This is a genomic window from Corallococcus praedator (assembly GCF_003612125.1).
Classification (GTDB): Bacteria; Myxococcota; Myxococcia; order Myxococcales; family Myxococcaceae; genus Corallococcus; species Corallococcus praedator.
This window is the reverse complement of the sequence record NZ_RAWI01000288.1, coordinates 1-12,121: the sequence shown is the minus strand read 5'-3', so window position 1 is coordinate 12,121 and position 12,121 is coordinate 1. Positions and strand designations below refer to the sequence as shown.

General features: G+C 67.3%; 14 protein-coding genes. 10 read left to right on the top strand and 4 right to left on the bottom strand.

Features of this window, described 5'->3' with window-relative positions; genetic code table 11:
* Positions 1–93 precede the first annotated feature (93 nt).
* Positions 94–2,466, top strand: coding sequence for a ribonucleoside-diphosphate reductase subunit alpha (locus tag D7Y13_RS29235; protein WP_120532158.1), 2,373 nt, complete (start codon positions 94–96; stop codon positions 2,464–2,466).
* Between the two features lie 71 nt (positions 2,467–2,537).
* A complete protein-coding gene (locus D7Y13_RS29230; protein ID WP_120532122.1) occupies positions 2,538–3,548 on the top strand; it encodes a ribonucleotide-diphosphate reductase subunit beta in 1,011 nt (336 codons plus the stop codon).
* 84 nt (positions 3,549–3,632) lie between these two features.
* Here D7Y13_RS29230 and aqpZ read toward each other — a convergent pair whose 3' ends face one another.
* From aqpZ to D7Y13_RS29210, 4 genes are all read right to left on the bottom strand, one after another.
* Positions 3,633–4,454, bottom strand: coding sequence for an aquaporin Z (aqpZ, locus tag D7Y13_RS29225; protein WP_120532121.1), 822 nt, complete (start codon positions 4,452–4,454; stop codon positions 3,633–3,635).
* 237 nt (positions 4,455–4,691) lie between these two features.
* Positions 4,692–5,225, bottom strand: coding sequence for a hypoxanthine phosphoribosyltransferase (gene hpt / locus D7Y13_RS29220; protein ID WP_120532120.1), 534 nt, complete (start codon positions 5,223–5,225; stop codon positions 4,692–4,694).
* Positions 5,226–5,240: 15 nt separating this feature from the next.
* The gene (locus D7Y13_RS29215) at positions 5,241–6,056 is read right to left on the bottom strand and encodes a uracil phosphoribosyltransferase (RefSeq protein ID WP_120532119.1); all 816 of its coding nucleotides are present in this window, start codon (positions 6,054–6,056) and stop codon (positions 5,241–5,243) included.
* 65 nt (positions 6,057–6,121) lie between these two features.
* A complete protein-coding gene (locus tag D7Y13_RS29210) occupies positions 6,122–6,721 on the bottom strand; it encodes a thymidine kinase (protein WP_120532118.1) in 600 nt (199 codons plus the stop codon).
* A 216-nt stretch (positions 6,722–6,937) separates the two neighbouring features.
* Between D7Y13_RS29210 and D7Y13_RS29205 the strand changes: the two genes are divergently transcribed.
* From D7Y13_RS29205 to rplI, 8 genes are all read left to right on the top strand, one after another.
* A complete protein-coding gene (locus tag D7Y13_RS29205; RefSeq protein WP_120538065.1) occupies positions 6,938–7,288 on the top strand; it encodes a DUF5658 family protein in 351 nt (116 codons plus the stop codon).
* A gap of 115 nt (positions 7,289–7,403) precedes the next feature.
* Positions 7,404–7,703 (top strand): septation regulator SpoVG, encoded by a 300-nt coding sequence (spoVG, locus tag D7Y13_RS29200; RefSeq protein WP_120538064.1) that lies wholly within the window; start codon positions 7,404–7,406, stop codon positions 7,701–7,703.
* A 42-nt stretch (positions 7,704–7,745) separates the two neighbouring features.
* Positions 7,746–8,696 carry a ribose-phosphate pyrophosphokinase gene (locus D7Y13_RS29195; protein WP_120538063.1) on the top strand — a complete coding sequence of 317 codons (951 nt, stop codon included), beginning with the start codon at positions 7,746–7,748 and terminating at the stop codon, positions 8,694–8,696.
* 219 nt (positions 8,697–8,915) lie between these two features.
* Positions 8,916–9,605, top strand: coding sequence for a 50S ribosomal protein L25/general stress protein Ctc (locus D7Y13_RS29190; RefSeq protein WP_120538062.1), 690 nt, complete (start codon positions 8,916–8,918; stop codon positions 9,603–9,605).
* Between the two features lie 78 nt (positions 9,606–9,683).
* Positions 9,684–10,259, top strand: a complete 576-nt coding sequence (gene pth, locus D7Y13_RS29185) for an aminoacyl-tRNA hydrolase (RefSeq protein ID WP_120538061.1) — start codon at positions 9,684–9,686, stop codon at positions 10,257–10,259.
* 245 nt (positions 10,260–10,504) lie between these two features.
* Positions 10,505–10,990 (top strand): 30S ribosomal protein S6, encoded by a 486-nt coding sequence (gene rpsF, locus D7Y13_RS29180; protein ID WP_120538060.1) that lies wholly within the window; start codon positions 10,505–10,507, stop codon positions 10,988–10,990.
* 48 nt (positions 10,991–11,038) lie between these two features.
* A complete protein-coding gene (rpsR, locus tag D7Y13_RS29175) occupies positions 11,039–11,440 on the top strand; it encodes a 30S ribosomal protein S18 (protein ID WP_120538059.1) in 402 nt (133 codons plus the stop codon).
* A gap of 26 nt (positions 11,441–11,466) precedes the next feature.
* The gene (rplI, locus tag D7Y13_RS29170; RefSeq protein ID WP_120538058.1) at positions 11,467–11,910 is read left to right on the top strand and encodes a 50S ribosomal protein L9; all 444 of its coding nucleotides are present in this window, start codon (positions 11,467–11,469) and stop codon (positions 11,908–11,910) included.
* Positions 11,911–12,121: the final 211 nt, after the last annotated feature.

Genomic DNA, 12,121 nt, shown 5'->3' with positions numbered 1-12,121 from the left:
ACGAGATAGGCTCGGGTCTCGTGGGCTCGTAGAGGTGTATAAGCGACAGCCGCCGCCCCGGCCCCGTCGTCCGGCGGCGACTTCGCCACCACGATGCGGGTGAAGAAGCGCAACGGCACGGCGGAGCCCGTGGACCTCAACAAGATCGTCCGCGCGGTGGGCAAGTCCTGCGTGGGCCTGTCGCGCGTGGACGTGATGCGCGTGGCCACGAAGACCATCAGCGGCCTGTATGACGGCGCCACCACGCGGGAATTGGACAGCCTGTCCATCCAGACCGCCGCGGCCCTCATCGTGGAGGAGCCCGAGTACGCCCGGCTCTCCGCGCGCCTCTTGTCCACCTTCATCCAGAAGGAGGTCAGCAACCAGGACATCCAGTCCTTCAGCCAGTCCGTCGCCGCAGGCCACAAGCACGGCCTCATCGCGGACCGCCTGCTGACCTTCGTCCAGGCCAACGCGCGCAAGCTCAACGCCGCCATCGACCCGGTCCGCAACGACCTCTTCGAGTACTTCGGCCTGCGCACCGTCTACGACCGCTACCTCTTGAAGAACCCGCAGACGCGCGAAGTGATTGAAACGCCGCAGGACTTCTTCCTGCGCGTGGCGTGCGCCATCTCCGGCGACAACGCGCGCGAGGCCATCGAGCTGTACCGGCTGTTCAGCTCGCTGGAGTACCTGCCCTCCTCCCCCACCCTGTTCAACTCCGGCACGCGCCACGAGCAGCTCTCCAGCTGCTTCCTCCTGGACTCGCCCTCGGACGAACTGGACGCCATCTACAAGAAGTATTCGGACATCGCGATGCTGTCCAAGTTCTCCGGCGGCATCGGCGTGGCGTACAGCCGCGTGCGCGCGCGGGGTTCGCTGATCAAGTCCACCAACGGCCACTCCAACGGCATCGTCCCCTGGCTCAAGACGCTGGACGCGTCCGTGGCGGCGGTGAACCAGGGCGGCAAGCGCAAGGGCGCGTGCTGCGTGTACCTGGAGACGTGGCACGCGGACATCGAGGACTTCCTCGAGCTGCGCGACAACACCGGCGACGAGGCCCGCCGCGCGCACAACCTGAACCTGGCCAACTGGGTGCCGGACCTCTTCATGCGCCGCGTGGAGGCCGACCAGGAGTGGAGCCTCTTCGACCCGAAGTTCGTCCCCCACCTCACCGACCTCTACGGCGACGCCTTCGAGAAGGCCTACGCGGAGGCCGAAGCGCAGGGCCAGGCCGTGCGCAAGGTGAAGGCGCGCGACCTGTACGCCCGGATGATGAAGGTGCTCGCCCAGACGGGCAACGGCTGGATGACCTTCAAGGACATCTCCAACCGCAAGAGCAACCAGACGGGCCAGCCCGGCAACGTCATCCACCTGTCCAACCTGTGCACCGAAATCCTGGAGGTCACGAGCCAGGGTGAGACGGCGGTGTGCAACCTGGGCTCGCTCAACCTGGGCCGGATGGTGAAGGACGGGAAGTTCGACTTCGACACGCTGCGCGCCAACGCGCAGCTGGCCATCAAGCAGCTCGACCGCGTCATCGACCTCAACTACTACCCCATCACCACCGCCGCGGACTCCAACCGCCGCTGGCGCCCGGTGGGCCTGGGCCTGATGGGCCTCCAGGACGTCTTCTTCCAGCTGCGCCTGCCCTTCGACTCCGTGGAGGCGCGCAACCTGTCCAAGAAGATCTCCGAGGAGATCTACTACGCCGCGCTCGTCACCTCCTCGGACCTCGCGGAGCAGTTCGGCGCGCACCCGTCCTTCCCGGAGACGCGCGCCGCGAAGGGCGAGCTCCAGTTCGACAGCTGGGGCGTCGTCCCGGAGGACACGCTGCGCTGGGACGCGCTGCGCTCGCGCATCATGAAGGTGGGCCTGCGCAACTCGCTGATGATCGCCATCGCGCCCACGGCCACCATCGCGTCCATCGCCGGCTGCTACGAGTGCATCGAGCCGCAGGTGTCCAACCTCTTCAAGCGCGAGACGCTGTCGGGCGACTTCCTCCAGGTGAACCGCTACCTGGTGCGCGACCTGCAGCAGCTGGGCCTGTGGAACGAGTCCACGCGCAACCGCATCAAGATGGCCGAAGGCAGCGTGCAGGACCTCACGGAGCTGCCGGAGGAGCTGCGCGCCATCTACCGCACCGCGTGGGAGGTCCCCATGCGCTCGCTGCTGGACATGGGCGCGGACCGCGGCGCCTTCATCGACCAGAGCCAGTCGCTCAACCTCTTCGTGGAGACGCCCAACATCGGGAAGCTGTCCTCGATGTACTTCTACGCGTGGCAGAAGGGGCTGAAGACCACGTATTACATGCGCTCGCGTCCGGCGACCCGCATCGCCAAGACGACCGTGAACCAGAGCGGGCAGACCTTCACCGCCGCCCCTACGCCCGCCCCCGTGCAGGCGGCAGCGCAGACCGTGACCGCGGAAGCCGAAGCGGTGGCGTGCTCGCTGGAGAACCCCGAGGCCTGCGAGGCGTGCCAGTAGTTCCTGGCGCGCCCCGTCGTCCCCTGCCCCATCCGTCGCCCGTGCCGTTCTTGTAAGGGAGCACCGAAGCCATGCTGCTGGATCCGGGAATGAACCTGACGCTGCGCCCCATGGCGTATCCCGTCTTCTTCGAGATGTACCGCAACGCCATCAAGAACACCTGGACGGTGGAGGAGATCGACTTCTCCACGGACCTGGTGGACCTGCGCTCGAAGATGACGGACGCGGAGCGTCACCTCATCCACCGGCTGGTGGCCTTCTTCGCCACGGGTGACTCCATCGTCGGCAACAACCTGGTGCTCAACCTCTACAAGCACCTGAACGCGCCCGAAGCGCGCATGTACCTGTCGCGCCAGCTCTATGAAGAGGCGCTGCACGTCCAGTTCTACCTGACGCTCCTGGACAGCTACATGCCGGACCCCGCCGAGCGCGCCAAGGCGTTCGCGGCGGTGGACAACATCCCGTCCATCCAGCGCAAGGCGCGCTTCTGCATGAAGTGGATGGACAGCATCCAGTCCATGGACCAGACGCGCTCCCGCTCGGACCGGCGTCAGTTCCTCTTGAACCTCATCTGCTTCGCGGGCTGCATCGAAGGCCTCTTCTTCTTCGCGGCCTTCGCGTACGTGTACTTCCTGCGCAGCAAGGGCCTGCTCAACGGCCTGGCCGCGGGCACCAACTGGGTGTTCCGCGACGAGAGCGCCCACATGGCGTTCGCGTTCGAAGCCATCCAGACGGTGCGCAAGGAGGAGCCGGAGCTCTTCGACGCGAGCCTGGAGCGCGACGTGGTGCAGATGCTGCGTGAAGCCGTGGAGTGCGAGACGCAGTTCGCCCAGGACCTCTTGAGCGGCGGCGTGATGGGCCTGTCGGTGCAGGAGATGCGCGGCTACCTGGAGTACGTGGCCGACCAGCGCCTCCAGATGCTGGGCATGTCCCCCATCTTCCACACCAAGAACCCGCTGCACTTCATGGACCTGCAGGACGTGCAGGAGCTCACCAACTTCTTCGAGCGCCGCGTGTCGTCCTACCAGGTGGGCGTGGGCGTGGGCGCCGCGAACGACGTCGTCTTCGACGCCGCCTTCTAGCCTCCCCTCCCCCGCGTAGAAGAAAGCCGTGCCCCGCTTGATGCGAGGCACGGCTTTCGTGCGTCAGGCGCCTTCCAACGCGCGCTAGACGGGATTCTCGATGTCGCGCCCTGCCAGCCGCTGACGCCGCTCGGCTTCCAGCGACTGCTCCGCGCGCGCGGCGGAGATCTGCACCGCCGGCTGGTTCACCAGGCGGTACACCGCCGAGGCGAAGGCCGCGCCCAGCAGCGGCGCGATGATGAACATCCACAGCTGCCCCAGCGCGGCGCCCCCGGCGAAGAGCGCGGGCCCCAGGCTGCGCGCCGGGTTCACCGACGTGTTGGTGATGGGGATGCCCACCAGGTGGATGAGCGTGAGCACCAGGCCAATGGCAAGGCCCGCGAAGCCCACCGGCGCGCGCGAGTCCGTGGCGCCCAGCACGGTCAGCACCAGCAGGAAGGTGAGCGCCACCTCCGCCAGGAAGGCCGCGCCACCGCCGTAGCCCTCCGGCGAAGCCGCGCCATAGCCGTTGCTCCCCAGCCCCTCCGCGCCCGCCGAGTACCCACCCGGCGCGCCCTTCGCGATGAGCAACACCAGCCCCGCCGCGAGGATGGCCCCCACGCACTGCGCGAGGATGTAGCCAGCGGCATGTCGCTTGTCGAACTTGCCCGCCATCAGCAGGCCCACCGTCACCGCCGGGTTCACGTGACAGCCGGAGATGGGACCTACCGTGTAGACCATCGCGAGCAGCGACAGCCCGAAGGCGAACGACACCCCCAGGAAGCCGATGCGGTCGCCCGCCAGCACCGCCGCCCCCACGCCGCCGAGCACCAGCACGAAGGTGCCCACGGCTTCCGCCAGGTACTTCTGCATCGCCTCTCCGCCCGGGGGTGCTGGCCGGGCGGCCCTCACTCGCTCTTCTCGCATGCGCAGCCTCCTCACGCAGTCAGGGGCCGCGCGACCCCGGGCCCTCTCCCAGGGAGCACAGGCCATCCCACGGCGTCATGGATGTCCCAGGAGATGCTGCGCACGCACGCGCGCTCCACCACACGCTCGCGCGCCACACGGCCGGACTGCGGCGCATGGCGGGGGCCCCCGGCGTCCTGAAGCCCCCACCCCGCGGGGAGGGGCGCCCGGGCCTCCTGGCGGCCCCGTCCTCGCGGCTCAGGCGTTCTTCCACACCCCGACGAACGGCAGGTTCCGGTACTTCTCCCCGTAGTCCAGGCCGTACCCGACGACGAACTTGTCCTCGATGACGAAGCCCTTGTAGTCGATGTTCACCTTGGTGCGCGCGCGGGCGGGCTTCTCCAGCAGCGAGCACAGCTTCAGCGACGCGGGGTGGCGCGCCTGGAGGTTCTCCAGCAGGAACGTCATCGTGAGGCCCGTGTCGATGATGTCCTCGATGATGAGCAGGTGCTTGCCCGCCATGGGCTTGGACACGTCCGTGGTGATGCGCACCTCGCCCGTGGACTCCGTGCCGCCGTGGTAGCTGGACACGCCCAGGAACTCGAGCGTGAGCGGCAGGTCGATGGCGCGCGACAGGTCGATGGCGAAGTACGCGGAGCCCTTGAGCACGCAGATGAGCGTCAGCTCCTTGCCCTGGTAGTCGCGGGTAATCGCCGCGCCCAGCTCCTTCACGCGCGCCTGCACCGCTTCCTCGGAGATGAGGACATCGACATCCTTCTCGTGGAACGTCACCGGGAACTCCCTTGTCTACACATAGGCGTTGTTCATGATCTCCCCGAAGCCGCCGCCGCCGGGGACGATGTACTGCCGGTCATCCAGGCCCCGCTCCTTGTCCCAGAGCAGGCCCGGCTCGGTGCCGAACACCTCCGGCGGAGACAGGCCCCGGTCCAGCCGGAGCGCGTAGATGATGACGTCCGGGTGTTCCTTCGTCATCCGGCGCAGGTACTCCGGCGTGACGATGAGGTTCAACGTGATGATGCGCCGGGGCGTCCCGGGCACCTTCGTCTTGTAGAGCGAAATCGCCGTGGACAGGCTGCCGCCCGTGGCCCCCATGGGGTCCGGGAAGAGGACGAACGCATCATCGATGTCGCCGCCAATCTTCGCGCCGCCAATCTCCGAGCCCACCACCGCCTGGGCCGCGTCGATCATCCGGCTCATGATGATGTGGTCCTGGCGCACGAGCGACGGGTCCACCGTGAAGTTGAGCAGGTCGTACGTCACCTGCGACGGCAGCGTGCCCGCCCGAGCGATGTTCACCGTCACCACCCGCAGCTGCGGGTCCACCACCTCCCCCTGGTAGATGCCCAGGGGCGTGGAGTCGATCATCCGCGTGGGGATGGTGACCATCTTGCGCGGGAACTCCGCGTTGATGACCGTCTTCACCAGGTCCGCGTAGAGCTGCTCCACCAGCCGGTTGATCTGCGGCTGCAGCGTGCCCTTGGCGCACAGGGTGGCCAGCTGCGACAGGAGAAACGGATTTCCCACCAGATGGACGTGGGGCCCATAGTGGTGGGTCATCTCGTTCATCCGGAACGGCACGTTCGCGTACAGGGTGTCCCGCATCGGGCTTCAGCTCCAGGCGAAGAGAACAGCGGACCGCCCCATCCACGGGGCAGTCCGCCAGGGGTTCAGTCGAACAGCTTCAGCGTCTGCGGGGGGCTCGCCTCGGTGGGCTCGGGCACATGACACTTGCGGCACCGGGGCTCGTACTCGCCTGCCGCCCCCACCACCACCCGCTCCCCGCTTCCAATGATGCGCTGCGAGCGATTGGCCGGATTCCCACACACCGCGCAGATGGCCAGCTCCTTCGTCACGTACTCGGCCACCGCCATCAGCTGGGGCATCGGTTCGAAGGGGCGGCCCTGGTAGTCCTGGTCCAGCCCGGCGCAGATGACGCGCACGCCCTTCTGGGCGAGCGCCTCGCACACCTGCACCACTTCTCCGCCAAAGAACTGCACCTCGTCGATGCCCACCACCTGGATGTCGGATGGCAGGTGACGGAAAATTTCTTCAGCCCTTTCGACAGGGATGGACGTCAATTTCAACTGGCTGTGGCTCACCACCTGCGTCTCGTCGTACCGGGTGTCGATGCGCGGTTTGAACACGCGCACCTTCTGCCGGCCGTACAGCGCGCGCTTGACGCGGCGGATCAACTCCTCCGTCTTGCCGGAGAACATCGAGCCGCAGATGACCTCTATCCACCCGATATCTTTGGGAAACTGATGCAATGGGCGCTCGTCGGGGAGGGTCGGGAACGGGGGCAATCTCGGGCACCCACCCCTTCCCGTCAATTTCGTTTCCCGCCTGCCAACCCCCCATGCGTCCCTGCCTGCCCGGCTGCTTCCGGGAAGCCCTGGAAGCCTTGGCAAGCGAATTGAATAGGGAGTCCCCCGGGCAGCATGGACGGGACCAGGGGGTAGGGCGTGGCGGCGACGGCGAATGGGATGCAGGTGGGGTCGTGGACGCAGGGTGCTTCTTTCTACATGTCGCCCGCGTCGGTGGCGTTGTTGATGCTGAACCTGTTGGACGGGCTGTTCACCCTGCTCTTCCTGCAACTGGGAGTGGCGGAGGAGCTCAACCCGGTGATGCGCGTGGCGTACGAGCACTCACCGCTGCTGTTCATGTTCTCCAAGCTGCTCATCGTGAACGCGGGCCTGTGCCTGCTGTGCCTGCACCGCAAGCTCAAGGCGAGCCGCCTGGCCATCCGCGCGGGCGCCGTGGTGTACGCCATCATCGTCGTCTACCACCTGGCGTTCCTCGCCCACCTGGTGAGTCACTGGCCCTTCGGGGCTTGAGTCGCCCCACCCAGTGAACGATCACCCGGTGCGTCGGGTCGGGGGTGCTTGCTTTTCACCTCCAGTCTGTCCCAGGCTTCCCCATAGCTCGGGCCTTTCAGGTTCGGGGGGGACCATGAACATCACCGACGTCCGGGTGTTTCCGGTCGAAGAGGACAAGCTCAAGGCGTACGTCACCATCACCTTGGATCACTGCTTCGTCGTGCGCGACTTGAAGGTGATCCACGGCTCCACCGGGCTCTTCATCGCGATGCCCGCGAAAAAACGGAAGGACGGGACCTACAAGGACATCGCGCATCCATTGAACGCGGACACACGCAGCCAGATGGAGCGGGTCATCCTCATCGAGTACGAGAAACACCTTCACCAGGCGCAGACGGGAACGCTTGCTCCCGTGGCTGCGGAACTCGACTAACCTTCTTCCCTTCGACGCGCGCACGGGTTAGTCAGCGCCCCCATGCAGCAGCGTGACTTCAAGGTGTTCGCCGGGAACTCGAACCCGGCGTTGGCGCATCGCATCTGCGAATATCTCCAGCGCCCGTTGGGCAAGGCGATCGTGGACACCTTCTCCGACGGGGAGATCCACGTGGAGATCGGCGAGAACGTGCGGGGACAGGACGTCTTCATCGTCCAGTCCACCTGCCCGCCGACGAATCACCACCTGATGGAATTGCTCATCATGTGCGACGCGCTCAAGCGGGCGAGCGCCGGCTCCATCACCGCCGTGATGCCCTACTACGGCTACGCGCGGCAGGACCGGAAGGTGGCCGCCCGCACGCCCATCACCGCCAAGCTGGTGGCGGACATGTTGGAGGTGGCGGGCGTCAACCGGGTGGTGTCCATGGACATGCACGCGGGGCAGATCCAGGGCTTCTTCAACATGCCCTCGGATCACCTGTACGGCTCGCCGGTGTTCCTGGAGGACATGCGCAAGCGCTTCCCGGAACTGAGCGACGTCGTCATCGTCAGCCCGGACGCGGGCGGCGTGGAGCGCGCTCGCGCCTACTCCAAGCGGTTGGACACGGGCCTGGCCATCATCGACAAGCGCCGGCCGCGCGCGAACGCGTCGGAGGTGATGAACCTCATTGGCGACGTGATGGGCAAGGACGCCATCCTGGTGGACGACATGGTGGACACCGCGGGCACGCTCGCCCAGGCGGCCGCCGCGCTGAAGAACAAGGGCGCGCGCCGGGTGCTGGCCTACGCCGTCCACCCCATCCTGTCCGGCCCCGCCATCCAGCGCATCACCGACTCCGTGCTGGAGGAGGTCGTCTTCACGGACACGGTGCCGCTGTCCGCCAACGCCCGGGCGTGCCCGAAGATCCGCGCGCTCACCACCGACGCGCTCTTCGGTGAGGCCATCGCGCGCATCCACCGCGCGGACTCGCTGAGCTCGCTGTTCGTCTGAAGCCCCGCGCCGCTCTTCCAGGAGCGGCTTGCGATCAGCCGGTGGTGACGGGTGGCTTGACGCCGCCCCCCTCCGGCTGGCATGTCCGGCCCCCTCTGCCGGTTCAACGGGCTTCACGGCCCGGGCGCCGTCTTCGGGGCCCGCCATGGGGGCGGGATGCCGAGGGCGCCCTCACTGAGCCGGTCGCACCCGCAGTCCCCACTGAAAAGAGATTCCTCCATGGCCACCGACAAGAGCACCCTCGAAGCCTCCACGCGTGAAGGTTCCGGCAAGGGCGCGGCCCGCCGCCTGCGCGCCAAGGGTCAGATCCCCGCGGTCGTCTACGGCAAGCACCTGAAGACGCCGCTGCACATCTCCGTGGACCCCAAGGGCATCCGCACCGCCATCAACACCCCGCACAAGCTCAACACGCTCATCCAGCTCAAGCTGGGCTCGGGCGGCGAGCAGGTGCTGCTGAAGGACTACCAGATGGACCCGCTCACCCGGGACATCCTGCACGCGGACTTCATCGCGGTGCGCGACACGGACCAGGTGAAGGTCAACCTGCCCGTCGTGCTCACGGGCAAGGCCGCGGGCGTGCTGGATGGCGGTCTGCTCACGCAGATCCGCCGCAACCTGGAGGTCTGGGCGCTCCCCGGTGCCATCCCGCTCCAGATTGAAGTGGACGTCACCAACCTCAAGATCAACGAGGCCATCCACGTCAACGACCTGAAGCTGCCCGAGGGCGTGTCGGTGAAGACGAACGTCAACTACACCATCGCGGTCCTCGCGGCGCCGGAAGCGGCGGAAGTGGCGGCCCCGGCGGCCATCACCTCGGCGGCCCCTGCCGCGGCGGCGGGCAAGGCGGCGGACCCCAAGGCGGCCGACGCGAAGGCCCCCGCGGCCGCCAAGGCCCCGGCGAAGAAGTAGTCCTTCTCCACCGTTCCTTGTTTCCTCGCGGGGCGGGCCTGTTGAAGGGCCTGCCCCGCTGTCTTTACGGAGCCTTCCATGAAGCTCATCTGTGGGCTGGGCAACCCCGGGCGCGAGTACGAGCGCCACCGGCACAACATCGGCTTCATGGTGGTGGACGCGCTGCTCTCGCGCGCCCGCGCGGAGCTCACCCAGGACAAGTTCCAGGCGCGGGTGGGCCAGGGCAGCCTGGGCGGCGAGCGCATCCTCTTCGTGGAGCCGCAGACCTTCATGAACCTGTCGGGCCGCTCCGTCGCGGAGGCCGCGCGCTTCTACAAGGTGGACGTGCAGGACGTGCTCGTCATCCACGACGAGCTGGACCTGCCCTTCGGGCGGCTGCAGCTCAAGGCGGGCGGCGGCGCGGGCGGCCACAATGGCTTGAAGAGCATGGTGACCTGCCTGGGCGCGGACGCCTTCATCCGCGTGCGGGTGGGCATTGGCAAGCCGGAGGGCCCCAACGCCAAGGAGCGGGTGTCCGGCTACGTGCTCTCCAACTTCGATGACGGGGAGAAGCGCCAGTTGGAGGAGCTGATTTCCCGGGCGGCGGACATGACGGAGAGCTGGGTGCGCGACGGGCTGTCCACGGCGATGAACCGCCACAACCGCAAGGCCTGACGGGCGGCCGGGCCACCAGCGGGGCAAAGCACCCGGCCGGACGGTCCCTTCCCTGGCATTGCTTGACTTTCGTGAGGGGTGCCCCTTAGAAGCCCCCTCCTCCCCGTGTTGTTGAGCGGGAAAAGGCGCGGTGGTGACGGGCGCGCATGATTTCCCGTCCCCGGTGGTGGCCTTTCGAGGGCCTGCAACCGTTTCCCCGCTCCCCGGATGGTCCGGGGGGCACTCGACCCCAAGGGGAGAGAAACATGGCAGAGACGCAGGCCGCCAAGCGGCTTCGTGAGTATGAGACCATCTTCCTGGTCAAGCCGGACCTGACCGATGACGCCGTGGACAAGCTCAAGGAGCGCGTCCGTGGCATCGTCGACCGCGAGCAGGGCAAGGTGCTGCGCTTCACGGTGTGGGGGAAGAAGAAGACCCTCTTCCCCGTGGCCAAGCAGCCCCGCGCCATCTACGTCCACACGAGCTTCCTGGGCAGCGGCAAGCTGGTGGCGGAGATCGAGCGCAACCTGCGCAACCTGGACGAGGTCACCCGGTACATCTCCGTGAAGATCGCGGACGAGGTGGACCCGGAGACGCGTCCGGTCCTCGAGGACCTGAAGCTGGCCGGTGACGTGGAGGAGACCCGTCCGGGTGCCCCCGCGGAGCGCGAGGGTGGCGGCTTCCGTGGTGCGGCCGAGGCCCCCGATTTCGTTGGCCCCGACGCGGAAGAGGATGCCCCCGAGGAGGCGTAAGCCTTCTCTTGGGTCCTTCCCCAAACCTTCCAGGAAACGAGAACGTTCATGAGCAACGGCATGGATAGCAAGGGCGCTGGCGGTTCCCGCGGCCCCGGTGGTGGTGGTGGCGGCGGCTACGGCGGCGGTTCGCGCGGTGGCGACCGTGGTGGTGACCGCGGCGGCGACCGCGGCGGCGATCGTGGCGACCGCGGCGGCATGGGTGGCGACGACGACAAGCGTGGTGGTCGTGGCTTCGGCCGCAAGAAGGTCTGCCGGTTCTGCGCGGAGAAGAACGCGTCGGTGGACTTCAAGGACCAGGCGACGCTGAAGTACTTCGTCACGGAGCGCGGCAAGATCATCCCCCGCCGCATCTCCGGCAACTGCGCGAAGCACCAGCGTGAGGTGGCGATCGCCATCAAGCGCGCCCGTGGCATCGCGCTCCTCCCCTACAACGCGGTCGTCGGCTAGCCGCCGGGTCCCCCAGGAGACTGAACATGAAGCTCATTCTGCGTGAGGACATCGACAATCTCGGCAAGTCCGGCGAGCTCGTCACGGTGAAGGACGGCTTCGGCCGGAATTTCCTTCTGCCGCGCAAGAAGGCCGTGCTGGCGAGCGAGCAGAACCTGCGCCAGCTGGAGCACGAGAAGTCCGTGCAGACCGCTCGCAGCGCCAAGCTCAAGGGCGTTGCCGACGAGCAGGCCAAGAAGCTTGGCGCCGTCAAGGTCACCATCAAGCGCAAGGTCGGCGAGCAGGACAAGCTCTTCGGCTCCGTCACGGTGCTGGACATCGCCGAGGCGCTCGCCGCTCAGGGCCAGCAGGTGGATCGTCGCCAGTTGCACCTGGCCGAGCCCATCAAGTCGCTGGGCAGCTACGACGTGGAGCTGCGCCTGCACCGCGAAGTGACGGCGAAGATCAAGGTCGACGTGGTGGCCGAGTAGTCCACCGCTTCACCTGACGTCGTTTCCTGCGAAGGGGCCGTCCGGGAGACCGGGCGGCCCTTTTGCTTTGTCCCCGGCCCTCCTCCGGTCCGTTTCGCGCCGTCCCCGGTCCGCTCCACGGCAATCCCGGGGAGGCCCGGCGCCGGGCGTGGGCATCTGTCAGGGCAACCCCGCCCTGCTGGAGGTCCCTTCCGGATGGACACGCCCACCC

What these genes read in the sequence shown, in the direction of transcription:
- spoVG (WP_120538064.1), top strand. Translation starts at nt 7,404, where the DNA reads ATGAACATCACCGACGTCCGGGTGTTTCCGGTCGAAGAGGACAAGCTC.
- pth (WP_120538061.1), top strand. Translation starts at nt 9,684, where the DNA reads ATGAAGCTCATCTGTGGGCTGGGCAACCCCGGGCGCGAGTACGAGCGC.
- D7Y13_RS29190 (WP_120538062.1), top strand. Translation starts at nt 8,916, where the DNA reads ATGGCCACCGACAAGAGCACCCTCGAAGCCTCCACGCGTGAAGGTTCC.
- aqpZ (WP_120532121.1), bottom strand. Translation starts at nt 4,454, where the DNA reads ATGCGAGAAGAGCGAGTGAGGGCCGCCCGGCCAGCACCCCCGGGCGGA.
- rpsF (WP_120538060.1), top strand. Translation starts at nt 10,505, where the DNA reads ATGGCAGAGACGCAGGCCGCCAAGCGGCTTCGTGAGTATGAGACCATC.
- rpsR (WP_120538059.1), top strand. Translation starts at nt 11,039, where the DNA reads ATGAGCAACGGCATGGATAGCAAGGGCGCTGGCGGTTCCCGCGGCCCC.
- D7Y13_RS29205 (WP_120538065.1), top strand. Translation starts at nt 6,938, where the DNA reads ATGCAGGTGGGGTCGTGGACGCAGGGTGCTTCTTTCTACATGTCGCCC.
- D7Y13_RS29235 (WP_120532158.1), top strand. Translation starts at nt 94, where the DNA reads ATGCGGGTGAAGAAGCGCAACGGCACGGCGGAGCCCGTGGACCTCAAC.
- D7Y13_RS29195 (WP_120538063.1), top strand. Translation starts at nt 7,746, where the DNA reads ATGCAGCAGCGTGACTTCAAGGTGTTCGCCGGGAACTCGAACCCGGCG.
- rplI (WP_120538058.1), top strand. Translation starts at nt 11,467, where the DNA reads ATGAAGCTCATTCTGCGTGAGGACATCGACAATCTCGGCAAGTCCGGC.
- D7Y13_RS29215 (WP_120532119.1), bottom strand. Translation starts at nt 6,056, where the DNA reads ATGCGGGACACCCTGTACGCGAACGTGCCGTTCCGGATGAACGAGATG.
- D7Y13_RS29230 (WP_120532122.1), top strand. Translation starts at nt 2,538, where the DNA reads ATGCTGCTGGATCCGGGAATGAACCTGACGCTGCGCCCCATGGCGTAT.